This is a genomic window from Acinetobacter sp. CIP 51.11 (assembly GCF_000369665.1).
GTDB classification, from domain to species: Bacteria; Pseudomonadota; Gammaproteobacteria; order Pseudomonadales; family Moraxellaceae; genus Acinetobacter; species Acinetobacter lwoffii_S.
This window is the reverse complement of the sequence record NZ_KB850129.1, coordinates 69,564-92,813: the sequence shown is the minus strand read 5'-3', so window position 1 is coordinate 92,813 and position 23,250 is coordinate 69,564. Positions and strand designations below refer to the sequence as shown.

Below are 23,250 nucleotides of genomic sequence, written 5' to 3'. Positions count from 1 at the left end.
TCCCCCTTGGAAAGTCGGAGAAAGGACATGCCTCGTATTCCCGTAATTAACACCAGCCATTTAGACCGCATTGACGAATTACTGGTTGATGATTATGAATCTGGTGAATTTAAACTACACCGTTCAGTATTTACAGACCAGGCCCTGTTTGACCTTGAGATGAAATACATCTTTGAAGGCAACTGGGTTTATCTAGCACATGAAAGCCAGATTCCAAACAATAACGACTTCTATACTACCTATATGGGTCGTCAGCCGATCATCATTGCACGTAACCGTCAAGGTGAACTGAATGCCATGATCAATGCCTGTTCGCATCGCGGTGCACAATTGTGCCGTAACAAGAAAGGCAATAAAGCAACTTATACTTGCCCATTCCATGGCTGGACGTTCAATAACTCCGGCAAGTTATTAAAAGTTAAAGATCCGGCTGAAGCGGGTTATTCAGACTGCTTTAACAAAGACGGTTCCCATGACCTGAAAAAGGTTGCGCGTTTTGAAAGCTATAAAGGTTTCCTGTTCGGCAGCTTGAATCCGGATGTCCCTGCTCTGGAAGAATACCTGGGTGAAGCGACCAAAATCATTGACATGATCGTGGATCAGTCTGAACAAGGTCTGGAAGTCTTACGTGGTGCTTCGACTTATACCTATGAAGGTAACTGGAAGTTAACTGCTGAAAACGGTGCTGATGGTTATCATGTATCTGCTGTACACTGGAACTATGCTGCAACCACTCAGCAACGTAAAGAAAAACAAGCGGGTGATAATGTTCGCGCAATGAGTGCCGGATCTTGGGGCAAACAAGGTGGCGGTTCTTACGGTTTCGAAAATGGCCACATGCTGCTTTGGACTCAATGGGGCAATCCTGAAGACCGTCCTAACTTTGCCAAGAAAGATGAATATACCGAGCAATATGGTGAAGCCATGGCGAAGTGGATGATCGAACGTTCACGTAACCTGTGTATCTATCCAAATGTGTATTTCATGGATCAGTTCGGTTCACAAATTCGTGTCCTGCGCCCGATTTCTGTCGATAAGACTGAAGTGACGATCTACTGTATCGCACCTGTAGGCGAAGAGCCAGAAGCGCGTACCCGTCGTATCCGTCAGTATGAAGATTTCTTTAACGCTTCAGGTATGGCGACACCAGACGATCTTGAAGAATTCCGTGCTTGTCAGGCAGGTTATGCCGGTATCGCGCTGGAATGGAACGACATGTGCCGTGGTTCTAAACATTGGATTCAAGGTCCGGATGATGCTGCCAATGAAATCGGTTTAAAACCAAAACTGTCTGGTATTAAAACTGAAGATGAAGGTTTATACCTGTCTCAGCACCAGTACTGGTTAGAATTGATCAAAAAAGGTATTGCGACTGAGAAAGAAATTGCAGCATCCACTGAAGGAGAAAACGCATGAGCGACATCACTTTAGAAAATATTGCTCAGTTCCTGTATCAAGAAGCCCGCTTTTTAGACGATGAGCAATGGGATGACTGGTTAACCTGTTATGCCCCGACTGCGTCTTTCTGGATGCCAGCTTGGGATGATGATGACAAACTGACCACAGATCCACAGTCTGAAATCTCATTGATTTACTATCCAGACCGTCAAGGTTTAGAAGATCGCGTGTTCCGTATCAAGACTGAACGTTCATCTGCAACCATGCCGGACACACGTACCTGCCATAACCTCAGCAACATTGAACTTGTTGAACGTGATGGCGATAAAGTGACTGTACGTTTTAACTGGAATACTTTGAGCTTCCGTTACAAAACAAGTTACAGCTACTTCGGTATGTCTCGTTATGAAATCGATTTCTCAGGCGATAAACCACAGATTTTAAGCAAATACGTGGTACTGAAAAATGATTACATCAATCAGGTTATCGACATCTATCACCTTTAAGACTGTTTTTATTACAGCCAGGTAAAACCTTTCAGCCAGATGGAAAATTGGCTGAAAGGTCCAGTTACAAAGATTTATATAGGATATTAGCCATGTCAAACCACAATGTTGCACTTCAATTTGAAGATGGCGTTACACGTTTTATTTCTGTTTCAGATGGTGAAACACTGTCGGATGCAGCCTACCGTCAAAAGATCAATATTCCTTTGGACTGCCGTGATGGTGCTTGTGGAACGTGTCGTGCGTTTTGTGAATCAGGTTCATTTGACATGCCTGAAGAAACCTATATTGAAGATGCACTAACACCTGAAGAAGCCGCTGAAGGCTATATTCTAGCTTGTCAATGTAAGCCAACTTCAGATGCGGTGTTCCAGATTCAGGCTTCTTCAGAAGTATGTAAAACCGAAATCCATGCTTTCCAGGGTGCGCTGGCGCGTGTCGAAAACCTGTCTGATTCAACCATTACCTTTGATATCCAGTTAGATGAAGGTCAACCAGACATTCACTTCCTTGCGGGTCAATATGTGAACGTGGGTATTCCAGGTACAACTGAAACCCGTTCTTATTCATTCAGCTCTAAACCAGGCAACCGTTTAACCGGCTTTGTGGTACGTAACGTGCCAAACGGTAAAATGAGTGAGTTCTTGAGTGCCAATGCCCAAGCTGGCGACAAAATGATCTTTACCGGTCCATTCGGCAGCTTCTATCTGCGCCCTGTGACCCGTCCTGTCTTGATGCTGGCGGGTGGTACAGGTATTGCACCATTCATGTCAATGCTACAAGTACTGGAAGAAAAAGGTTCAGAACATCCAGTGCGTTTAGTATTTGGTGTGACCAATGATTTCGACTTGGTGGCGATTGAAAAACTGAACGAACTGCAAGAAAAATTCCCGTGGTTCGAATACCGCACTGTAGTAGCAAATCCAGAATCTGCACATGAGCGTAAAGGCTATGTGACCGGTCATATTGAGAACGAATGGCTAAATGGCGGTGATGTAGATGTTTACCTGTGTGGCCCTGTACCAATGGTTGAAGCAGTTCGCGGCTGGCTGGATGCTGAAGGCGTGAAACCTGCAAGCTTCCTGTTTGAAAAATTCTCTGCAAACTAAGTTCAGACTGAGTCGGAGAATAGAATGAATCGTGCAAAAAGATTTGAAAATAAAGTTGTCATTGTGACTGGTGCCGCCCAAGGCATCGGGCGCGGTGTCGCGCTGCAAGTGGCCAGCGAAGGTGCTCAAGTGGTCATGGCTGACCTTTCCCCTTATGTGGAAGAAGTTCTGGCTGAAATTGAAGCGACTGGCGGTGATGCGATTACCGTCAAAGCCAATCTGGAAACGTTTTCCGGTGCTCAATCAGTCGTTGAAAAAGCGCTAGAAACCTATGGCCGTATCGACGCCCTGATCAATAACGTCGGTGGCGCGATCTGGATGAAACCTTTTGAAGAATTTTCTGAAGAGGAAATTATCAAGGAAGTGAACCGTTCATTGTTCCCGACACTGTGGTGCTGCCGTGCAATACTTCCAGAAATGATTAAAAATCAGAAAGGTACCATTGTAAACGTATCTTCTATTGCAACACGCGGCATTAACCGTGTGCCATATTCGGCATCGAAAGGTGGTGTGAACGGCCTGACCGCTTCCCTTGCCTTTGAACATGCCAAAGATGGCATTCGTGTCAATGCAATCGCGACGGGTGGCACTGAAGCACCACCACGTAAAGTACCGCGCAATGCCAATCCACTGACTGAATCTGAAAAAGAATGGATGCAGCAAGTGGTTGATCAGACCATTGACCGTACGTTCATGGGTCGCTACGGTACGATTCAGGAGCAAGTGAATGCGATTGTATTCTTGGCTTCGGATGAATCATCTTATATGACAGGTACAGTAGTACCGGTCGGTGGTGGTGATCAGGGCTAATCCTGATCATCACGATTTTTAACAGGCTCATGGTTCGACGCAAGGAGGCACATCACCAATGAACACCCTGTTTCAGACATTAAAAAATGATTGGTCCATTTCAGCCACTGTTGCAGGATTTTTAGCAGTCCTGATCTCCTATTCGGGGCCACTGATCATTTTTTTCCAGGCGGCTCAGCAAGCCCAAGTTTCCCCGGACATGATGATTTCATGGATTTGGGGAATTTCTATTGGTGCTGCGCTCGCAGGTATCTTTTTATCAATTAAATACAAAATACCTGTCGTCACCGCCTGGTCTGCGCCCGGAACGGCTTTATTAGTCACGCTGTTTCCCGATATTTCACTCAATGAAGCGGTTGCTGCCTATATCACCTCTGCTGTGGTGATTTTTTTCATTGGGATCACCGGTTATTTCGACAAGTTACTGTCCTGGATTCCTCAGGAAGTGGCTGCCGGGATGATGGCAGGGATTTTACTGCAGTTTGGTTTAGGGCTGTTCACCGCGACCGATACCATGCCCTATATCGTCTTTGGCATGCTGGCGGTATTTTTGCTGGCCAAGCGTTTTAGTCCACGCTATGCCATGGTCTGGGTGCTGATTGCCGGTGTGGTTTTAAGCATGCTGCTGGGCAAGATTAACCCGGTCACGGCAGATTTCAGTCTGGCGATTCCGCAATTTATTGCACCGGAATGGACCTGGAGTTCCACCCTGAATCTGGCCCTTCCCCTGATTCTGGTCAGCCTATCTGGCCAGTTTTTACCGGGAATGGCGATTATCAAACTCAGTGGCTATGACATGCCCGCCAAGCCGATTATCAGTGCAACCAGTATTGCCTCGCTTGCAGTGGCCTGTGTGGGGGGTATCACGATTGTCTTGGCCTCAATCACAGCTGCTTTGTGTTTAGGCAAAGACGCGCACGAGCTGAAAGAAAAGCGTTATATCGCCGGCGTGGCGAATGGGCTTTTTTATATTTTAGGCGGCTTATTTGCCGGCAGCATTGTCATGCTGTTTAGCCTAATGCCCAAAGAATTAATTGCGGCTTTGGCAGGACTGGCATTGCTCGGTGCGATTGCCACCAACATTTCCGTGGCCATGGGCAAAGAGTCACAACGTGATGCAGCGCTTATCACCTTTTTAGCGACTGCTTCCGGCATGCATTTCTTGGGACTGAGTTCAGTCTTTTGGGGAATTTGCATTGGCCTGGTAGCACATTTTCTGCTGTCACAGAAAAACCGTAACGCAGTTCCGGTTACAGCATCAGATTCAAAACGAGTTTAAAGACATCCATCAGTTTAGGATATGTAAGGACCAGATTATGATAGATAAAAGTTCATTATCATTGAAAGAAGCACTCTCCCAGATCAAGGACGGTTCTACCATCATGATCGGTGGTTTCGGTACAGCGGGTCAGCCTGCTGAACTGATTGATGGTCTGATCGAATTGGGTATTAAAGACCTGATTATTGTCAACAACAATGCCGGTAATGGCGATTATGGTCTGGCGAAACTGCTTAAAGCTGGTGCTGTTCGCAAGATTATTTGTTCTTTCCCACGTCAGTCAGATTCCTGGGTATTTGACGAGCTTTACCGTGCTGGAAAAATTGAACTGGAACTGGTGCCGCAAGGTAATCTGGCTTGCCGTATTCAGGCAGCAGGTATGGGCTTAGGTCCAATCTATACCCCAACCGGTTTTGGTACCTTGCTGGCTGAAGGCAAACCAACCTTGAACTATGAAGGCAAAGATTTTGTCCTGGAAAATCCGATTAAAGCTGACTTTGCTTTAATTAAAGCTTCTAAAGGCGATCGTTGGGGCAATCTGGTCTACCGTAAATCTGCGCGTAACTTTGGCCCGATCATGGCGATGGCTGCGGATGTGACGATTGCTCAAGTTTCTGAAGTGGTTGAACTGGGTGCACTGGATCCGGAACACATCATCACCCCGGGAATTTTTGTTCAACACGTTGTTCAAGTTAAACCTGCACAATAATTGGCATCGGAGATAAATAATGAGCTATAGCAAACTGACCCGTGACCAGATCGCTGAACGTGTGGCACAAGACATTCCTGATGGTGCCTATGTAAACCTCGGTATTGGTTTACCGACCAAGATTTCAAGCTACCTGCCAAGCGATAAAGACGTATTCCTGCATTCTGAAAATGGCCTGTTGGCTTTCGGTCCTCCTCCTGCTGAAGAAGACCGCGATCCTGAGCTGATCAATGCCGGTAAAGAATTCGTCACCCTACTTGAAGGCGGTTCATTCTTCCATCATGGTGATTCATTTGCCATGATGCGTGGCGGTCACTTAGATATCGCAGTATTGGGTGCTTTCCAGGTTGCTGAAAATGGCGATCTGGCCAACTGGCATACTGGCGCACCAGATGCAATTCCAGCGGTGGGCGGTGCCATGGATCTGGCTGTTGGCGCGAAGAAAGTCTTTATTACGACCGATCACGTGACCAAAAAAGGCGAGCCAAAAATTGTGGCTGAACTGTCTTATCCTGCGACTGGCCTGAAATGTGTGGATCGTATTTACACCGACCTGTGTGTGATTGATGTGACACCTGAAGGTATGAAAGTGATTGAGAAAGTTGAAGGTCTGTCATTTGAAGAATTGCAGTCAATGACCGGTGCCAAACTGATTGATGCGACTCAATCAAATTAAGGGGAAGTCCCTCCTTTATTAAAGGAGGGATTTAGGGAGGATTTGAGGAATGAAACTACTTCATTAAATCCCTCCCAACCTCCCTTTAAAAAGGGAGGAGTTTTCTTCTTTTAAATATGTGAGCAAATACACAATGAAAAACGCATATATTATCGATGCCATCCGTACCCCATTCGGTCGTTATGCCGGTGGCCTCGCGCCTGTCCGTGCTGATGACTTAGGTGCGCTGCCAATTAAAGCGTTGATGGAACGCAATCCAAGTGTGAACTGGGAACAGGTCGATGACGTGATCTATGGCTGTGCCAATCAGGCCGGTGAAGACAACCGTAACGTCGGTCGTATGTCTTCTCTGCTTGCAGGTTTGCCTTATCAGGTACCAGCGACGACCGTAAATCGCCTATGTGGTTCATCAATGGATGCCGTGGCGATGGCAGCACGTGCAATTAAAGCCGGTGAAGCTCATCTGATTATTGCCGGTGGTGTAGAAAGCATGTCGCGCGCGCCATTTGTCATGGGCAAGTCAGAAACGGCGTATGGCCGTAGCCAGAAGATTGAAGACACCACCATGGGCTGGCGTTTTATCAATCCGAAACTGAAAGAAATGTACGGCGTAGAAACCATGCCGCAAACGGCTGAAAATCTGGCGGAACAGTTCAACATCAACCGTGAAGACCAGGACAAGTTTGCCCTGACCAGCCAGCAACGTACTGCAGCAGCGCAGGCCAAAGGTTTCTATAAAAATGAAATCATTCCTGTGGTGATTCCGCAGCGTAAAGGCGAGCCGATCGTTGTGTATACTGATGAACATCCACGTGCATCTACCACTGCAGAAGCTCTGGCAAAACTGAAGCCTGTGGTCAAAGCTGATGGTACGGTTACAGCAGGTAATGCTTCTGGTATTAACGATGGTGCGGCTGCCCTATTAATCGCATCTGATGAAGCGGTTGCTCAGCACGGTTTAAAACCACGTGCCAAAATTATTGGTTCAACCGTCGTTGGTGTTGAACCAAGTATCATGGGCTTTGGTCCTGCACCGGCCATCAAGAAACTGTTGGCACAAACCGGTCTGACTTTAGAGCAGATGGATGTGATCGAGCTGAATGAAGCCTTTGCAGCACAAGCTTTGGCTTGTACGCGTGACTTGGGTATCGAAGACGGTTCAGAGAAAGTCAATCCAAATGGCGGTGCGATTGCCTTAGGTCATCCACTGGGTGCATCTGGCGCGCGTCTTGTAACTACAGCACTGAACCAACTGGAACAGACTGGTGGTCAATACGCTCTATGTTCAATGTGTATTGGTGTCGGTCAAGGCATCGCTTTGATTATTGAACGCGTTTAATCCTCATTCAAAGTCCCCCTTTCATAAAGGGGGATTTAGGAGGATTTATAAGATTAAGGACTTAAAAAATGCCAACTTTTACATCCAACGATGCACAGATCAATTACCAGACCTTTGGTGATGCCAGCAAACCTGCCCTGGTTTTTTCTAACTCATTGGGCACTAAATTCAGCATGTGGCAACCACAAATTGAATTTTTCCAGCAAGATTATTTTGTTGTGTGTTATGACACTCGTGGTCATGGGGCTTCCTCTGCACCACAAGGTCCGTATAGTCTTGAACAGTTAGGTCAGGATGTGGTCAATCTGCTGGATCATCTGAATATCCAGAAAGCCGCTTTCTGTGGCATTTCTATGGGTGGTTTAACCGGCCAATGGTTAGCGATTAACAAACCTGAACGTTTTAGCCACGTGATTATCTGCAATACGGCTGCCAAGATTGGTCAGGAACAAGCCTGGCTGGAACGTGCCGCCCTCGTTCGTGAACAAGGCTTGGCTCCGATTGCATCAACTGCAGCATCACGCTGGTTTACCGATCCCTTTATCCAGAGCAACGCAGCGACAGTTGCAGAACTTTCAAACGACCTTAGAGCTGGCAGCCCGGAAGGTTATGCAAGTTGTTGCGAAGCTTTGGCTAAGGCGGATTTACGTGAACAGATCAAAACGATTTCAGTGCCGGTACTGATTGTGGCCGGTCAGCAAGACCCGGTGACGACAGTTGCAGATGGTCAAGCCATGCAAGCTGAAATTTCACAAAGCCAGCTGTTTGAAATCAATGCCTCGCACATTTCCAATGTGGAGCAACCAGAAGCCTTTAATCAGGCAGTTCAGAAATTTATTGCAGCTTAAATACTAGAGGCAAAGAAAAAGCCACTGTTGATCAGTGGCTTTTTTATGCTTAGATTTAAAAAACTGGTTCTACATCAGGCCCAGATCACTAAAATCGCTGCAATCACTACTAAGCCCAGACCCCAATGCTCGGTACGTGCCAGTTTTTCTTTAAAGAAATATGCCGAAATCAGCATACTAAACAGAATCTCAATTTGTCCTAAGGTTTTCACAACCGGCACACTCATCATGCTCATGGCAGTAAACCAGCCTAGTGATGCCATAAAACTGCACACACTCACTTTAAAAGTTAAGCCCAGACGCTGCCACATGGCCACTAAAGTCTGGCGGCTGAATAGGCTTAGATAAAGCAGCATACTCAGGCACTGAAAACTGATCACCATTAACAACACCCAGGCCGCACGATGCAAGGTTGGTAAAGTGGTTAATTCTAAACTGGCTTCGCGTACCAGTAGTGAGGTAATGGCAAAACTTAAACCGCTTCCGATGCCAATAGCCAGTGTTCTGGCTGAAAACCCACTGACCTGTTGGCCTTTACTCAATAAAAATACCGCATATCCGCCTAGTGCCACACCAATCCACGCCAGGAATGACAAATGATCCGCTAAAAAGGTCACGCCGATAATGGCGGCTAAAATGGCTTCGCTTTTCGCCAACCCCACTCCAACGGCATAATTTTTTTGCTTGAACAGTTGCACCATCAGTGCCGTAGCTAAAATCTGGCTGCAACCTGCAATCACTACATAGACCCAGAACTTGGGCGTGAAGTGAACCACACTTTCAACTGGCTTGAAATAATACAGGCTGCTCAGGTAAAGCGCAGCGAATGGCAAACCGAAAATAAAGCGTGCCAGGGTGACTCCCCAGACATCGACCGTGGTGCTGAGCTGTTTTTGAAAGGCATTACGCCAAGCCTGCATAAATGCAGCCATTAAAGTGAAAAAAATCCAGCTGAATGCCATCTATTGAGTGCTATTACAACAAAAGTGAAATAATTCTATGCCTTAACAAAAGCGCTGACTAATTAAAAATAGGATGCTGGCCGATAGCAGAAAGTTTGGCTTAATTGGGAAAGAATCCTGCTAGAAAAATACAATGTGATCTGCCAGTCATATTAAAACGTGAAAATGGTACTAATCTTGCTTAGTCAAATCTTGCTAGGCTGATGTGTGCAGTGTGTATTTATTTTATAAAGTATGTAATTAGACCTGAAGTGTAATTGAACTCTTTTTTACTTTGCTCCAATATGAATTCAATAACAACAAGTATTCATCAGTGAAGACGAATACCCCTGTACTAGATCGCCGGATGCTATCTCAGGTAAGGAATGAGAATGACCAGTTTAAATTATTATCAAACCATCTTTGATAAGGCGGGTGATGCCATTTTTGTGCATGATATCGGCAGTGTCGAGTTCATGGACGTCAATGAAGCAGCTGAAGACCTGACCGGTTACAGCAAATCTGAATTAACTAGCATGAGTGTAGAAAAAATCAGTGCGCATAGCCATGGTTTTGATTTTCACCATGCCTTAAAAAAGGTGCAACAAGATGCCAGCCATGAAGCAATTACATTTGAATGGATTATTCAGGCACAGAATCAACTGCAGATTCCTGTGGAAGTTTGCCTGAAAACGGTCGAAATTGAGGATCAGCCCAAGCTACTGGCTTTGGTTCGCAACATTAGTGAAATCAAGAAATATCAGTATCAGCTGCAGTCTAAAGATTAGTATTTCAAGATGCTGCTGGAAAACTCAGGCGATGGCATCGCGATTCTGGACCTGCAAGGCAAACTGCTGTATGCCAGCCCTTCTCTGCAACGTATTTTAGGTTATCGTGACCGCTTTGTTTTAAATAAAATGTGTTGAGTATCATTCATCCAGATGACCGGGTCAAAGTCCGGCAACTGTTATTTAAAAAACCGGCTGAACAGTCGATTGGAGTGCTGCATTACAAAATTCTGCACCATAATGGTAAGTGGCGGCACCATGAAGCAACCTATCGCAACCTGCTCGACCATCCGGATATTCAGGGCATCCTGATTAATTATCGTGATATTAGCGAACGGATTGAAGCAGAAGAAATAGCTCGAGCTCGGGAACGACAGTTAGGTCACATGTCACGCTGCAAAACCATGGGTGAACTTGCGACGGCACTTGCGCATGAACTGAATCAACCGCTTGCTGCACTGAATAATTATGTCGGTGGCAGTATTATCCGCATTCAAAATGGCTTGGCGAACACTACAGAAACACTAGATGCCATGAATGCCGCACTTGATCAAACTAAACGCGTCAATAAGATTATTCACAGTATGCGTAGCTTTTTGCGCAAAGGTGAAGCCAATTTTCAGGTGCATTCCTTAAACAAACTGATTCAGGACCTGCATCCCCTGATTGGACTGAAAGCTGATCAGGGAGGCTGTAGCATTCATTATGAACTGAGTGTGACACCAGTTTTTATCTCTGCTGATGAAACCCTGTTCAGTCAGGTCATCATTAATCTAGTCTTTAATGCGGTAGATGCGTTGCAACGTAATTCTGAAGGTCAGCGTGATATCTATATCCGGACCTGGCAGCACAACCAGCATGCCCGAATTGCCATTGCAGACAATGGTCCGGGACTGCAAGGACAAAATCCAGAACAGCTGTTCGAGTCTTTTTATTCGAGCAAGAAAGACAGCATGGGTATCGGATTGACTTTATCGCGTAGCATTATTGAAAACCATCAGGGTTATTTATGGGTCTGCCAGGGTGAATCCGGCGCAATTTTTAATATTTCATTATCTGCACAGGAGCGTGCTAAATGTATTTGGTGGTGTTTCAAAAAGTATGCTGAAAAAAACAATATGGCTTTTGATAAAATAGAGGTATGAAAATAACGCTACAAATCAAATGTCCTACCTGTCTAAGTAACAATATAAAGAGAAATGGCATCAAAGTAGATGGGAAACAAAACCATCAATGCAAAGATTGCAAACGTCAGTTTATTGGTGATCATGCATTAAGCTATCAAGGATGTAACTCAGGTATTACCGGCAAGATATTACATTTAATGGTCAGAGGAAGCGGTGTAAGAGATATTGCTGAAGTCGAGCGTATCAGCATTGGCAAGGTATTACGAACCTTAAGTGAATCGATCTATCAGATTCAGCCTAAACAAAGCCACTACGAATGTCTTGAAGTCGATGAACTTTGGACTTTTGTAGGGAATAAGAAAAATAAACAATGGCTTATTTATGCCTACCATCGAGAATCTGGAGAAGTTGTTGCTTATGTTTGGGGTAAGCGGGATTTAGCAACGGTTCAACGTCTTAAAGCTAGACTTAAAAAGCTTGGGGTTCAATATGCTGGAATTGCGAGTGATCACTGAGATAGTTTTATCACAGCATTTCAATGTTGCAAGCAAGTGATCGGTAAGTTTTTTACCGTCGGTATTGAAGGTAACAACTGTAGAATTCGTCATCGAATCAGGCGTGGATTTAGGAGAAGTTGCAACTTTTCTAAAAAGCTCGAAAATCATTTTAAAGCCTTTGATTTGACTTTCTTTTACCTTAATAACGGATTTGTTTAACGCCAGCATACTTTTTGAAACACCACCCAAATTCTTTCTGGTATTTGGCGGCAACTGCGACGCCTTTTGGGAACTGGTAACGCAGCTGTGGACCGATACTGGCTGCTTTTGCCTTGAACTCGCCTAGTACGGCTCCTTCACCGGAGTCACCTTCAAGCTGGTGATGCACATAACCCCCTAGACCGACTGCCAGAGGTCCCATGTGCTTGGCAACGATGTAATCCACATGCAAGGCATTACCCGACTCATAACTGGTATCTTTATTTTCAAAGTTGATGTCATACATCCACTTGGTACTGACTTCAATGCCTTGCTGGTTCAGATAAGTTGCAGAAACAATCGGTTGAATGGTGTAGTAGTTACGCCCGATATTGGCGAGGCGGTTTTTGTTATATGAACCGATTGGTATATAGAAATCGACACCCGTTGCGATATGCCAGTCGCCTTTATGCCAGCCCAATAGAAATGGATCGATAATCACATCACCCAATGCAGTTTTTTCATCTTGCCCACCGCCTAAAGTGATGTCGGCATTGGCATAGACCAGAAATGCGTGCATACCCCACGTTGCACCTAGAAAGGTCTTGTCACTGACATACACACCACGCGCGACGGTGGCAAAGGTATCAAGTTTGAAATCATCAAATACCGGATGATCATTTTTGAATTTATCTGCTGAATAGAACTGGTTGTAGCTCACCAGATAGGCCCCCGGTGGTGGCATTGCGCCACCTAGAAAACTTTCAGTCCCATCCGGATAGGCACTACCACCATTTTCAGCTGCAAATGTGAACGGTGCACAGCTGATCAGGCTTGTGGTCAATACGACTGATTTCAGATATTTGCTTAGCATTTACAGCTTTCCCCTAGTCTTCAAAGTCTTTAGTTGCAGGGCTTTCAAAGCCTCAAGCGCATGACTTAATCTAGACCTGAAACATGGCAGGGAAATATAAGGATGAATCTGTGTTTAGATAGGTAAAATCTGAAGATGGCTAGCTGAAACTGCGCAGTACTCTAGGTGTTTGTCTGGAGAAAATTTAGGTAAATGACACATTGTTGTAGGTGAAATCACCTATAAAACAGTCAGAAAATGACCATTTTTTTGGAATATAAAGTTATATCTGGGAGCTTTTTTATTTTTCTCTTAAAAATCCGGATAATCCTTTTGCATCGGGATAAAACAGATTCCATGTTCTTCCGTATATTTTCCGGTTTCTACAAAACCAAAGCGCTTATAAATATCTAAGGCATAAAGACTGGATTTTACCGTAATACTTGAATGGCCTTGACGGCGGATCTCGCTTTCTAAAAAGCGCCACATTTGCCGGCCATAACCCTGCCCCTGATAGGCCTGATTAAGGAAAAAATGCATGAAGTGTGCAGGTTCCATATAAGCCACGACGCCTATCACCTGATGATCGATTTCTGCCACAAAATAATGAATGTCCGGACGCTCGAAAATGGTCTGGATCATCTCAGGCTGAAAGCGCTGGCGACCTTCTTCCGAACTGATCACGGCATCGACAAAGGGTGCAATCACATCGACAATGGCACGAGTATCATGAATATTGGCTTTTCTAATTTTCATGTTTTTTTAAATTTCTCTTTATTAAGTTGTATACATTAAAAAAGTTATTTTTATTAAAAGTTAGCTGCTTTAGCTGTTCTTGAATGGACTTCCCCTAAATTTAAAAACCAGTCGAAATATTCGGTAATATCCTTCAATAGGCCTTGTCCGTCCGTGTTTTTAAGACGGCAACTCACTTTATTTAAAACCTTGTTTAAATATAATTTTTTTATTAAAACAAAGATTCAATTGATGTTTTATTTAATATCAAGCAGCCTATATTTACAATTCATCCATATAGAATTTTCAATGAAATTTTTATGATGTTTCTTTATCAGGAAGAAGATTAGGTAGGCATTCTGAACCTTTTTTCGTGTTCATCATCGATAAACATTTTAGGTCGTTCGCTTCCCTACAGGGAGTTTAATGAAACATTTTGAATGTGCCGTCTGCAAGCAACAGCTGTTTTTTTACAAATCAGTTTGTGATCACTGTCTGTCACCGATCGGTTATATCGCTTCGGAAAAAGAGCTATGCGCATTCGAAAAACAGAGTGCTGAGCGATGGGTTCCAATCGCCAAGAACTACCAACATGCCAGTTATAAACCCTGTCACAATTATGTAAATTATCAGGTATGCAACTGGATGATCCCCAGCGATGAAGACGAGGAATTTTGTGAATCCTGTCAGCTTACCCATGTCATTCCTGATCTGGAAAATTCCGAGAACCTGATTTACTGGTTTCGACTGGAAGAAGCCAAACGCCGTTTCCTGTATTTGGCCCAGCGCATGAACATGATGCCACGCCCTAAAAAGTCTAAAGATGATCCATTTGGTCTGCGATTTGATTTTCTCCTGCCTCAAGAAGATAAGCCTGTTTTAATTGGTCATGCTAATGGTGTCATTACCCTAAATGCAATTGAAGCTGATGTTGTTTATCGTGAAACTACACGTGTAAATATGGGTGAAAACTACCGGACTTTATTGGGTCATTTTCGTCATGAAAGTGGCCATTATTATTTTGCGCTCATGCAACATATGCATCCGGAATTGCTAGATGAATTCCGTCAGTATTTTGGCGATGAGCGGCAGGATTATGGCAAGGCACTTGAACGCCATTATAATGAAGGCGCGCCAATCAACTGGCAGGAAAAGTACATCAGTGCTTATGCTACCGCCCATCCCTGGGAAGACTGGGCAGAAACCTGGGCGCACTATCTGCATATGATGGAAACACTGGAAACTGCCTACTATGGTGGTATGCGTGTTGAAGGAAATGGCAGCTATCTGGCCAGCATGGATTTTAAAGAATGCCCGATTGGTGGACAGGATTTTGAACATATTCTGGAAAACTGGGTTACCTTGACCTTTAATCTGAATGCCTTAAACCGTTGTATGGGCCTGGAAGATGCCTACCCGTTCAAGCTGAGCGAAGCGGTTAAAGACAAGTTACGATTTATTCACCGGCATGTGCTGGAAAAAGTTTTTAAATAATTTAAAAAGTAATTTTTATAGTAAAACCAGTGATGGAATGGGATCAGCAAAGTCTGAAAATATGGATTTTATTGTGTATTTTAAAAATTAATATGATTTAAAGAATCCCTGCTCCTGGCAAACCAAGAGCAGAAAGTCTCCAATGAATCAGTATTGAGTTTGCTACCTGAATATACGATTTAGGATGTGCTTAAATCAGTTCCACAGCAATCGCAGTCGCTTCACCACCACCGATACATAAGGACGCAATTCCTTTCTTACCACCAGTACGTTTTAAGGCATGAATCAAGGTCACGATAATACGGGAACCAGAAGAACCCAATGGATGACCAAGCGCACAAGCACCGCCATTAATGTTCACTTTTGCTGGATCAAGTTTAAAGCCATCAATGGCTAACATAGTGACCATGGCGAACGCTTCGTTGATTTCCCAAAGGTCAACCTCCTGAGCATCCCAACCGGTTTTTTTCAGGACTTTTTCAATCGCACCAACAGGTGCAATAGTAAATTCTGACGGATGCTGCGAATGGCTGGCATAGGCCAGAATATTAGCTAGCGGTTTTAAGTTACGCTGTGCAGCAATTTCGCTCGAGGTGATCACCAATGCTGAAGCACCATCTGAAATTGAACTGGCATTTGCCGCAGTAATGGTGCCGTCTTTTTTGAACGCTGGACGCAGAGTTGGAATTTTGTCTGCTTTGGCATTTAAAGGCTGTTCATCCTGCGCTACTATCACATCACCTTTACGGCTGCTGACAGTGACCGGCACGATTTCATCTTTAAAGAAGCCTTGCTGGACGGCGGTCACGGCTTTATTTAATGAGCCAATCGCATAGTCATCCTGCTGCTCACGCGTATAGCCTTTTTTATCCGCCATTTCCTGAGCCAAAATTCCCATCGACAGACCTGTTTCAGCATCTTCCAGACCTTCCTGGAACATGTGATCAATGACTTTGCCATGTCCCATGCGGAAACCGGCACGTGCCTTGTCCATTAAATAGGGTGCGTTTGACATCGACTCCATCCCGCCTGCAACCACAATCTCTGCTGAACCGGCCTTGATCGCATCTGCTGCCTGCATCACCGCTTTCATGCCTGAACCACAAATTTTATTAATCGTGGTCGCACCAGTTGAATCCGGTAGACCCGCCTGACGCATAGCCTGACGTGCCGGACCCTGTTTTAAACCGGCTGGCAATACGCAGCCCATGATCACTTCATCAATATCATTGGCCGACAGACCTGCACGTGCCACCACTTCTTTAATTGCCACAGCACCCAAATCCGGTGCGGTACAGCTTGACAATGAACCTTGAAAACCGCCCATCGCGGTACGTACTGCATCTACAATTACGATCATTTTAGTTTCATCCTTTTTCATCATTGTTATCAACCCTACATAGCCAAAGCGCTGTAGGGCTGGTCCTTCGCAATCATTGCGGGTTAAGCCTGTGCGGTAAAATAGTCTTCAGGCAACTGCATCACCAGTTCCGCACCGGCCTGAATACGCTGGATTCGTGCACTCAAATCCGGAAGTATTTTGGCCACATAGTAATTGCCCAGTACCAGTTTATTCTGGAAGTAGCTGTCGTCTTTGGCTGCGGCGGCTTTGCTAATCCGCGCATACATATAGACAAAGCTGAGCAGCCCAACCGCATGTAAATAATCGACAGCAATCGAATTAGCAAAATCAGGGTTCAGCTTAGACTGCTCGACGATGAATTTGGTGATATCTTCAAGTTGCTGACAGGTCTCTAATGTCGCCGTTTTAATCGTCAATGAATCATCTAGACTTTGTGCAAATTCACGGATTTCAGCAATATATTCCGCGATATAAGCACCATTACATTTGGTGGTTTTACGCCCAATCAGGTCAATCGCCTGCACGCCATTGGTGCCTTCATAAATCTGTGAAATACGCAGGTCACGGATACACTGTTCCATGCCCCATTCACGGATATAGCCATGACCACCGAAGCACATTTGCGCTTCCAGTGCAGAATCCAGTGCCTTGTCGGTCAAATAAGCTTTGGCGATTGGCGTTAACAGCGCCACACGGTCAGTCGCTTTACGCACGGCTTCAGGATCGGTTGAGTATTTGGTAATATCCAGTTGTTGACCTACATACACCGCAAACGCACGTGAAGCTTCATTGTTGGCACGCACATTGAGCAGCATACGACGTACATCGCCATGCACCAGAATCGAATCGGCTGATTTTTCTGGAGATTTTGCACCAGTTGATGCACGGCCCTGTAAACGATCCGTCGCATATTGTGCTGCATTCTGGTAGGAAAATTCTGCTGCACCGATGCCCTGAATCCCCATAGATAAACGTTCGTAGTTCATCATCACGAACATGCCGGCCAGACCTTCATTTTCATTACCAACCATATAGCCCTTGGCGCCGTCAAAGTTCATGACACAGGTCGCCGAGCCTTTAATTCCCATTTTATGTTCGATCGAACCGGCAGCTACTGTATTACGCTCACCGAGTGAACCATCGGCATTGATCAGGAATTTCGGCACAATAAATAATGAAATACCACGTGAACCTGCTGGTGCATTCGGAGTTTTTGCCAGCACCAGATGAATGATATTTTCACTCAGATCATGCTCACCGCTGGTAATAAAAATTTTGGTACCGGTAATATTGTACGAACCATCTTCATTCGGTTCAGCTTTGGTCTTGATAATGCCAAGATCTGTGCCGGAATGTGGTTCAGTCAGACACATAGTGCCCGACCATTCACCCGTATAGAATTTTGGTAAATAAGTTTCTTTCTGTTCCTGTGAGGCGCGGTCACTGATCGCCATACCTGCACCCACCGTTAATAGCGGATAAAGCATGAAAGATGGATTGGTGCTCCAGATCATTTCATCCGCCAGAACCGTGAGCATTTTCGGCATGTTTTGCCCACCCCATTCTTCAGGCGCACCCAAGCCCACCCAGCCACCTTCGGCAAACTGTCTGAACGCTTCTTTAAAACCTTTGGGTGTCGTCACCACACCATTGTTAAACTGAGCACCACCCTCTTCATCTGCAGGACGATTCAGGTCAAGAATGACATTCTTCGAAAATTTGGCCATCTCTTCCAGAATTGCATTTGCCGTCGCCATATCTAAATGTGCAAGATTTTCATTACCTTGCCAAAATTGTTCAGCTTGGAATACATCATTTAAAATAAATTCCATGTCTTTTAGCGGCGCATTATAAATCGGCATTTTTAAATTCCTTAAAGGGTGATACTCAATCCTGTTGCCAAATATTTTCTAATTTTCATTAGAATCCAAGCGGGCGATTTTAAAATCGTGATATCCAATTCCTGCAGTGTTAAATCTATATCTAGATTCATAAAGTTGCCTTGACAATCACGTCTTCATGTTCAGTATAAGTGACTGAATATGCCAGCTTAATATTGATCTACTTTCCGTACTAAACCCGGATAAATATGGGCTTAAAACAGTCGAAGGATTTAGCTTCGTGCGCTGAAACAATAAAATAATTATACTGAAAATGGAATTTTATTTAGCAAAGTTGATCTCTAGGGTTCAGTTTTCTTGACAATATTTCTGGCTGCTCAGCATCGCTATTTTTATTTGTCAGCAGTTGCTGCATAAATATACAAAATGAGATAAATATCACGACCTTAGTTTTATAGCCATCGCGTGCAAAATTGCATACTCTTGAAAGGTTCTTTTTCGAAAAGTATGGACCAAGAAGATGACGACTGTAAGACAGCAGAACTTCCTTCTTCGTAAAGAGAAGATCCTGAGCATGGCGGAAAGCCTGCTACTGGATAATAATCAGGACATTACCCTGAGTGAGCTGGCCAGTGAACTGGACATCGCAAAAGGAACCATCTACAAACATTTTAAAAGCAAGAACCAGTTATATTTAGAACTGATTATTCTGAATGAAAAAAGAATTTTAGAAATATCAAAAAAGCATAATAACGATATTAAAAATTATGTTTCACAATATATGCTCTATCACATGCTCAATTCAAACCGAACCATCCTGTTGCATGTCATTGAAGAGCGTTTAACCAATAACGAAAAAAATCTGAAAGAATTATTTCAGGAGCTTTATCGTATTCGTGAAGAACGAATTATCCGGATTAAAGACATCACCCATGATTATCTGGTGGCTTTAGAAAGTGCCATGTCGATTCGCGATTATTTGTCTTATATCTGGACAGTCACCTATGGCGCTTCGCTGTTATTAAATTCGACCAATTACCAAAAAGCGATTGGGTCACGTGAACGTCTGATTAAGCTGTATATTAATCAGGCGCTGATGACGCCAGATAAAATCTCATCGGTATAATCACTAAAATAAAAAATGCCTGATTCGATCAGGCATTTTTTATTTGGCTGTATGATTTCATATGATCATTAAGAGTGATCTAACACGACAACGATCAGGCTGCCACAGGCGGGAAACCATCTTCGGTTAAAGCTGCAACAATCTCAGACTCACTGACTGTCGATTCAACTTCAACCAGCTTAGTCGCCACATCAATATTCACAGTAGCATTTTCATCCAGATCTTTAATCGTAGCCGTGACACTGCGCGCGCAGCCACCACAGGTCATGTTTTCAATACGGAATTTCATGTTTAGCTCCATAGGATCGGTTTAAAGTTTATAGGATTCAGCAGACTATATTTAACCTAAATTTAATTGAAGATCAGGTCAGTGCTGCTCAGGAATGATACCCTGTTCAATCTGTTTTAAAATCTGGCAATCGGACTGTTCATTGCCGGCACACTGCTCAACCGATTGCTGTAAAATTAATAGCATATGCTGCATATCGGCAATTTTCTGTTGTAAAAACTGGATATGTTTTTGTGCCAGCTGTTTGACCTCACTACTCTGGCGTGAGCTGTTCAGCCACAGGCCAAGTAACTCTTTCATCTGCTCTGAAGAAAATCCCAGTTCACGTGCATGCTGGATAAAACTTAAGGTTTTAATGTCCGCGTCACTATAAACCCGATAACCTGTATCACTACGTTTCGGAGCCGGCAACAAACCAATGTCTTCATAATAACGGATCATTTTTGCAGAGATGCCGGACCGTTTTGCGGCCTGACCAATATTCATCATACTGACTCCTTAAACTGCACCGGTTGATAGGCTTTTAATCTCAAGGCATTGCTGACGACAAACACGGAGGACAACGCCATCGCACCTGCGGCAAACATTGGCGATAACAATATACCCCAAAATGGATAAAGCACACCCGCGGCAATCGGAATTAAGGCAATATTGTAGACAAAGGCCCAAAACAGGTTCTGTTTAATATTGCGCATGGTCGCCTGACTTAAACCAATGCCTGTCGCCACATGCTGTAAATTGCCTGACATCAACACCACATCGGCTGCTTCAATCGCGACATCGGTACCGGTTCCAATCGCCATACCGACATCGGCCTGGGCCAATGCCGGTGCATCATTGATTCCATCCCCAACAAAAGTGAGCACGCCGTATTGCTGCTGGAGTTGTCGTACTGCATCGACTTTTTCATGCGGCAAAACTTCCGCAATCACCTGATCGATTTTCAGCTGTTTGGCGATCGCCTGCGCGGTATGCTGATGATCACCAGTAATCATCGCCACTTTGAGGCCTTGTTCATGCAAGGCCTGAATCGCGCTATAAGTATTCGGTTTAATCGGGTCAGCGACAGCAATAATCGCAGCCAGTTTCTGATTAATCGCTACATATAAAGGACTACGACCCTGATCACCGAGCTTCTGTGCAGTGGCTCTAAACAGATCGACATTTAAGCCCAAGTCCTGCATCAGACGTTCTGCACCGATATGCAGCTGCTGACCAGCAACCTGTGCTTTTACCCCTGCACCAGTGATCGAATCAAAATCGGTCACTTTACTCAGTTCCAGTTCTTGCTCACGAGCAGCCTGAACAATGGCGTGGGCAATCGGATGTTCTGACTTGGCCTCCACTGAAGCGACGAGCTGTAATACGGTCTGCTGATTAAAATCTGCAGTGACTTCAAAGTCGGTCAGCAGCGGTTTTCCCTCAGTTAAGGTTCCGGTTTTATCCAGCGCGACGACTTTGGTTTGTTGCAGCAACTGTAAAGCTTCACCCTTACGGAATAGCACGCCCAGTTCTGCTGCACGTCCAGTTCCGACCATAATTGAGGTAGGAGTCGCCAGTCCCATCGCACATGGACAGGCAATAATCAGTACGGCGACTGCATTTACCAAGGCGTAGGTCAGATTCGGCTCAGGCCCAAACAGGAACCAGACCATAAAGGTCAAGGCCGCTAGCGCCATAACAGCCGGCACAAACCATAAAGTCACTTTATCGACCACAGCCTGAATCGGCAGTTTTGAGCCTTGTGCCTGTTCCACCATCTGAATAATCTGCGCCAGTACCGAATCTTGGCCGACCTTAGTCGCCTTGATTTGCAAGGTTCCGTTCTGGTTTACCGTACCGCCGACCACCTGATCACCGGCATGTTTGGCCACGGGTAAAGGCTCACCGCTAATCATCGCTTCATCAATATAACTTTGTCCGGCAACGACTTCACCATCGACAGCGACTTTTTCACCCGGACGGATTTCAATCAACATTCCTTGTTGCACATCGGAAATTGCCAGATCAACCCAGTGATCATTCTGTTCTACCCGTGCCGTTTTCGGTTGCAAGCCCACCAGATACTGAATCGCTTCCGAGGTTTTACCTTTGGCTTTGGCTTCCAGATAACGCCCCAGTAAAATCAGCGCGACAATAACGGCGGCCGCTTCAAAATACACATGCACAGTGGACTGCGGTAACAGCTCCGGAAAAAAGGTCGCAATACAGGAAAAGCCATATGCGGCAATGGTTCCAACGGCCACCAGCGAGTTCATATCCGGTGCCAGACGCAATAGTGCCGGAATCCCATGCTGATAAAAACGCCGTCCCGGAATAATCAGCACCAAAGTGGTCAGTACAAACTGCAGATACCAGCTGTTCTGGGTTCCCAGCGTATGGGCAATAAAATGATGAAATGCCGGAATCAGATGCGAGCCCATTTCCAGAATAAATACAGGCGCTGTCAGAATGACTGCAAGCCATAAATCTCGTTTCAGTTGTGCCGTTTCATTGGCTTTCTTTTCCTGAAAAGCATCATGGCTATCTGTCGACATATCCCTACCAGATTTTATGGTGGCCTGATAACCGGCTTTCTCCACCGCAGCAATCAAGGCCGGAATCTGGGCATGCGAGGCTTTCACCCAGGCAGTTTCGGTGGCCAGATTGACCTGTGCTTCGCTGACACCTTCTACTTTTAATAAAGCTTTTTCCACACGTGCCACACATGAAGCGCAAGTCATACCTTCAATCGCCAGTTCAATGCGATCGCTCTGAATATCAAAACCGGCTTTTTGCACGGCTTGAGTCAGCTTGGACAATGGCACAGAATTGATCGCACTCACATGCGCCTTTTCAGTGGCCAGATTCACTTGTGCATCCAACACGCCTTCCACTTTTTTTAGGGCTTTTTCTACGCGAGCCACACAGGATGCACAGGTCATGCCTTCAATGTTCAAATCAAACTGTTGCGTCGGTACATCGAAACCGGATTTTTCAATTGCTTGAACCAGCGCAGCGGCAGCAATCGGCTGCTGGCTTTTAATAAAAGCTTTTTCAGTCGATAGATTGACAGACGCCTCGACCACGCCTTCAATTTTTTTCAAGGCTTTTTCCACGCGAGCGACACAGGAGGCACAGGTCATACCGCCAATCTGCACCTGCTGCTCATATAAGCGGTTGCTATCTTGTTCTGCCATACCCATCTCCATGCCTCAACTCACTGTTGATGTTATAGCTTAAACATTCCCATCATGGTAAGGTCAAGTCCTTCATCTGACTATTTTAAAAATAATGCAGCGTCCTGCTGCGATTTAAAATTACCCAATAAAAAAGCCCGAAGAT

22 protein-coding genes and 1 pseudogene are annotated in these 23,250 nt (G+C 44.9%); 15 read left to right on the top strand and 8 right to left on the bottom strand.

Annotation, left to right across the window (positions count from 1 at the left end; genetic code table 11):
• The first annotated feature begins 27 nt into the window (after positions 1 to 27).
• From benA to pcaD, 9 genes are all read left to right on the top strand, one after another.
• Positions 28 to 1,416 (top strand): benzoate 1,2-dioxygenase large subunit, encoded by a 1,389-nt coding sequence (gene benA / locus F894_RS04315; protein WP_005246237.1) that lies wholly within the window; start codon positions 28 to 30, stop codon positions 1,414 to 1,416.
• Positions 1,413 to 1,904 carry a benzoate 1,2-dioxygenase small subunit gene (benB, locus tag F894_RS04310; protein ID WP_005246235.1) on the top strand — a complete coding sequence of 164 codons (492 nt, stop codon included), beginning with the start codon at positions 1,413 to 1,415 and terminating at the stop codon, positions 1,902 to 1,904. The genes benA and benB overlap by 4 nt, the downstream gene beginning before the upstream one ends.
• Before the next feature lie 92 nt (positions 1,905 to 1,996).
• On the top strand, positions 1,997 to 3,013 hold the full coding sequence (benC, locus tag F894_RS04305) for a benzoate 1,2-dioxygenase electron transfer component BenC (protein WP_005246234.1): 1,017 nt from the start codon (positions 1,997 to 1,999) through the stop codon (positions 3,011 to 3,013).
• Positions 3,014 to 3,037: 24 nt separating this feature from the next.
• Positions 3,038 to 3,823, top strand: coding sequence for a benzoate diol dehydrogenase BenD (gene benD / locus F894_RS04300; RefSeq protein WP_005246232.1), 786 nt, complete (start codon positions 3,038 to 3,040; stop codon positions 3,821 to 3,823).
• A 58-nt stretch (positions 3,824 to 3,881) separates the two neighbouring features.
• A complete protein-coding gene (gene benE / locus F894_RS04295; RefSeq protein ID WP_004731109.1) occupies positions 3,882 to 5,102 on the top strand; it encodes a benzoate/H(+) symporter BenE in 1,221 nt (406 codons plus the stop codon).
• Between the two features lie 37 nt (positions 5,103 to 5,139).
• The gene (locus F894_RS04290; protein WP_004647044.1) at positions 5,140 to 5,811 is read left to right on the top strand and encodes a 3-oxoacid CoA-transferase subunit A; all 672 of its coding nucleotides are present in this window, start codon (positions 5,140 to 5,142) and stop codon (positions 5,809 to 5,811) included.
• Positions 5,812 to 5,830: 19 nt separating this feature from the next.
• Positions 5,831 to 6,487, top strand: a complete 657-nt coding sequence (locus F894_RS04285; RefSeq protein WP_005246228.1) for a 3-oxoacid CoA-transferase subunit B — start codon at positions 5,831 to 5,833, stop codon at positions 6,485 to 6,487.
• Positions 6,488 to 6,620: 133 nt separating this feature from the next.
• Complete coding sequence (pcaF, locus tag F894_RS04280) at positions 6,621 to 7,826, top strand: 3-oxoadipyl-CoA thiolase (RefSeq protein WP_005106866.1); 1,206 nt, start codon at positions 6,621 to 6,623, stop codon at positions 7,824 to 7,826.
• 68 nt (positions 7,827 to 7,894) lie between these two features.
• A complete protein-coding gene (gene pcaD / locus F894_RS04275; protein WP_005246227.1) occupies positions 7,895 to 8,674 on the top strand; it encodes a 3-oxoadipate enol-lactonase in 780 nt (259 codons plus the stop codon).
• 74 nt (positions 8,675 to 8,748) lie between these two features.
• On the opposite strand, the gene F894_RS04270 is transcribed toward pcaD, so the two are convergent.
• The gene (locus tag F894_RS04270) at positions 8,749 to 9,636 is read right to left on the bottom strand and encodes a DMT family transporter (protein WP_005246225.1); all 888 of its coding nucleotides are present in this window, start codon (positions 9,634 to 9,636) and stop codon (positions 8,749 to 8,751) included.
• 371 nt (positions 9,637 to 10,007) lie between these two features.
• Between F894_RS04270 and F894_RS15250 the strand changes: the two genes are divergently transcribed.
• The 4 genes and pseudogenes from F894_RS15250 (at position 10,008) to F894_RS04260 (ending at position 12,246) form a co-directional block, all read left to right on the top strand.
• Positions 10,008 to 10,403 carry a PAS domain S-box protein gene (locus tag F894_RS15250; protein ID WP_005246216.1) on the top strand — a complete coding sequence of 132 codons (396 nt, stop codon included), beginning with the start codon at positions 10,008 to 10,010 and terminating at the stop codon, positions 10,401 to 10,403.
• Positions 10,404 to 10,412: 9 nt separating this feature from the next.
• The gene (locus F894_RS15340) at positions 10,413 to 10,541 is read left to right on the top strand and encodes a PAS domain S-box protein (RefSeq protein ID WP_005246215.1); all 129 of its coding nucleotides are present in this window, start codon (positions 10,413 to 10,415) and stop codon (positions 10,539 to 10,541) included.
• Positions 10,538 to 11,548 carry a PAS domain-containing sensor histidine kinase gene (locus F894_RS15335; protein WP_005246214.1) on the top strand — a complete coding sequence of 337 codons (1,011 nt, stop codon included), beginning with the start codon at positions 10,538 to 10,540 and terminating at the stop codon, positions 11,546 to 11,548. The genes F894_RS15340 and F894_RS15335 overlap by 4 nt, the downstream gene beginning before the upstream one ends.
• Positions 11,545 to 12,246 (top strand): annotated as a pseudogene (locus F894_RS04260) (IS1 family transposase). Before F894_RS15335 ends, F894_RS04260 begins: the two are co-directional and overlap by 4 nt.
• Here the strand turns inward: F894_RS04260 and F894_RS04255 are convergent.
• Together F894_RS04255 and F894_RS04250 are read right to left on the bottom strand one after the other, a co-directional pair.
• Complete coding sequence (locus F894_RS04255) at positions 12,227 to 13,099, bottom strand: SphA family protein (protein WP_005246212.1); 873 nt, start codon at positions 13,097 to 13,099, stop codon at positions 12,227 to 12,229. The pseudogene F894_RS04260 and the gene F894_RS04255 overlap by 20 nt on opposite strands.
• A 291-nt stretch (positions 13,100 to 13,390) precedes the next feature.
• Complete coding sequence (locus tag F894_RS04250; RefSeq protein ID WP_005246209.1) at positions 13,391 to 13,834, bottom strand: GNAT family N-acetyltransferase; 444 nt, start codon at positions 13,832 to 13,834, stop codon at positions 13,391 to 13,393.
• 405 nt (positions 13,835 to 14,239) lie between these two features.
• Here F894_RS04250 and F894_RS04245 point away from each other — a divergent pair, with 405 nt between their 5' ends.
• Entirely contained in the window at positions 14,240 to 15,307 is a 1,068-nt protein-coding gene (locus F894_RS04245) for a zinc-binding metallopeptidase family protein (protein ID WP_005246201.1), read from the top strand.
• 190 nt (positions 15,308 to 15,497) lie between these two features.
• On the opposite strand, the gene F894_RS04240 is transcribed toward F894_RS04245, so the two are convergent.
• Complete coding sequence (locus F894_RS04240; RefSeq protein ID WP_005246200.1) at positions 15,498 to 16,667, bottom strand: thiolase family protein; 1,170 nt, start codon at positions 16,665 to 16,667, stop codon at positions 15,498 to 15,500.
• Between the two features lie 83 nt (positions 16,668 to 16,750).
• On the bottom strand, positions 16,751 to 18,532 hold the full coding sequence (locus F894_RS04235; RefSeq protein WP_005246199.1) for an acyl-CoA dehydrogenase C-terminal domain-containing protein: 1,782 nt from the start codon (positions 18,530 to 18,532) through the stop codon (positions 16,751 to 16,753).
• Between the two features lie 499 nt (positions 18,533 to 19,031).
• Between F894_RS04235 and F894_RS04230 the strand changes: the two genes are divergently transcribed.
• Positions 19,032 to 19,637 carry a TetR/AcrR family transcriptional regulator gene (locus F894_RS04230; RefSeq protein WP_004280405.1) on the top strand — a complete coding sequence of 202 codons (606 nt, stop codon included), beginning with the start codon at positions 19,032 to 19,034 and terminating at the stop codon, positions 19,635 to 19,637.
• Between the two features lie 94 nt (positions 19,638 to 19,731).
• Here F894_RS04230 and F894_RS04225 read toward each other — a convergent pair whose 3' ends face one another.
• The 3 genes from F894_RS04225 to F894_RS04215 form a co-directional block, all read right to left on the bottom strand.
• On the bottom strand, positions 19,732 to 19,926 hold the full coding sequence (locus F894_RS04225; RefSeq protein WP_005100179.1) for a heavy-metal-associated domain-containing protein: 195 nt from the start codon (positions 19,924 to 19,926) through the stop codon (positions 19,732 to 19,734).
• A 78-nt stretch (positions 19,927 to 20,004) separates the two neighbouring features.
• Positions 20,005 to 20,415: a Cu(I)-responsive transcriptional regulator gene (gene cueR, locus F894_RS04220; RefSeq protein WP_005246196.1), complete on the bottom strand. Its 411-nt coding sequence runs from the start codon at positions 20,413 to 20,415 to the stop codon at positions 20,005 to 20,007.
• On the bottom strand, positions 20,412 to 23,111 hold the full coding sequence (locus tag F894_RS04215) for a heavy metal translocating P-type ATPase (RefSeq protein ID WP_005246194.1): 2,700 nt from the start codon (positions 23,109 to 23,111) through the stop codon (positions 20,412 to 20,414). Before F894_RS04215 ends, cueR begins: the two co-directional genes overlap by 4 nt.
• Between the last annotated feature and the right edge of the window lie 139 nt (positions 23,112 to 23,250).

Excerpts from the sequence above, each read along its gene's own strand:
- benA (WP_005246237.1), top strand. The coding sequence starts at position 28 with ATGCCTCGTATTCCCGTAATTAACACCAGCCATTTAGACCGCATTGAC.
- benB (WP_005246235.1), top strand. The coding sequence starts at position 1,413 with ATGAGCGACATCACTTTAGAAAATATTGCTCAGTTCCTGTATCAAGAA.
- benC (WP_005246234.1), top strand. The coding sequence starts at position 1,997 with ATGTCAAACCACAATGTTGCACTTCAATTTGAAGATGGCGTTACACGT.
- benD (WP_005246232.1), top strand. The coding sequence starts at position 3,038 with ATGAATCGTGCAAAAAGATTTGAAAATAAAGTTGTCATTGTGACTGGT.
- benE (WP_004731109.1), top strand. The coding sequence starts at position 3,882 with ATGAACACCCTGTTTCAGACATTAAAAAATGATTGGTCCATTTCAGCC.
- F894_RS04290 (WP_004647044.1), top strand. The coding sequence starts at position 5,140 with ATGATAGATAAAAGTTCATTATCATTGAAAGAAGCACTCTCCCAGATC.
- F894_RS04285 (WP_005246228.1), top strand. The coding sequence starts at position 5,831 with ATGAGCTATAGCAAACTGACCCGTGACCAGATCGCTGAACGTGTGGCA.
- pcaF (WP_005106866.1), top strand. The coding sequence starts at position 6,621 with ATGAAAAACGCATATATTATCGATGCCATCCGTACCCCATTCGGTCGT.
- pcaD (WP_005246227.1), top strand. The coding sequence starts at position 7,895 with ATGCCAACTTTTACATCCAACGATGCACAGATCAATTACCAGACCTTT.
- F894_RS04270 (WP_005246225.1), bottom strand. The coding sequence starts at position 9,636 with ATGGCATTCAGCTGGATTTTTTTCACTTTAATGGCTGCATTTATGCAG.
- F894_RS15250 (WP_005246216.1), top strand. The coding sequence starts at position 10,008 with ATGACCAGTTTAAATTATTATCAAACCATCTTTGATAAGGCGGGTGAT.
- F894_RS15340 (WP_005246215.1), top strand. The coding sequence starts at position 10,413 with ATGCTGCTGGAAAACTCAGGCGATGGCATCGCGATTCTGGACCTGCAA.
- F894_RS04255 (WP_005246212.1), bottom strand. The coding sequence starts at position 13,099 with ATGCTAAGCAAATATCTGAAATCAGTCGTATTGACCACAAGCCTGATC.
- F894_RS04250 (WP_005246209.1), bottom strand. The coding sequence starts at position 13,834 with ATGAAAATTAGAAAAGCCAATATTCATGATACTCGTGCCATTGTCGAT.
- F894_RS04245 (WP_005246201.1), top strand. The coding sequence starts at position 14,240 with ATGAAACATTTTGAATGTGCCGTCTGCAAGCAACAGCTGTTTTTTTAC.
- F894_RS04240 (WP_005246200.1), bottom strand. The coding sequence starts at position 16,667 with ATGATCGTAATTGTAGATGCAGTACGTACCGCGATGGGCGGTTTTCAA.
- F894_RS04235 (WP_005246199.1), bottom strand. The coding sequence starts at position 18,532 with ATGCCGATTTATAATGCGCCGCTAAAAGACATGGAATTTATTTTAAAT.
- F894_RS04230 (WP_004280405.1), top strand. The coding sequence starts at position 19,032 with ATGACGACTGTAAGACAGCAGAACTTCCTTCTTCGTAAAGAGAAGATC.
- F894_RS04225 (WP_005100179.1), bottom strand. The coding sequence starts at position 19,926 with ATGAAATTCCGTATTGAAAACATGACCTGTGGTGGCTGCGCGCGCAGT.
- cueR (WP_005246196.1), bottom strand. The coding sequence starts at position 20,415 with ATGATGAATATTGGTCAGGCCGCAAAACGGTCCGGCATCTCTGCAAAA.
- F894_RS04215 (WP_005246194.1), bottom strand. The coding sequence starts at position 23,111 with ATGGGTATGGCAGAACAAGATAGCAACCGCTTATATGAGCAGCAGGTG.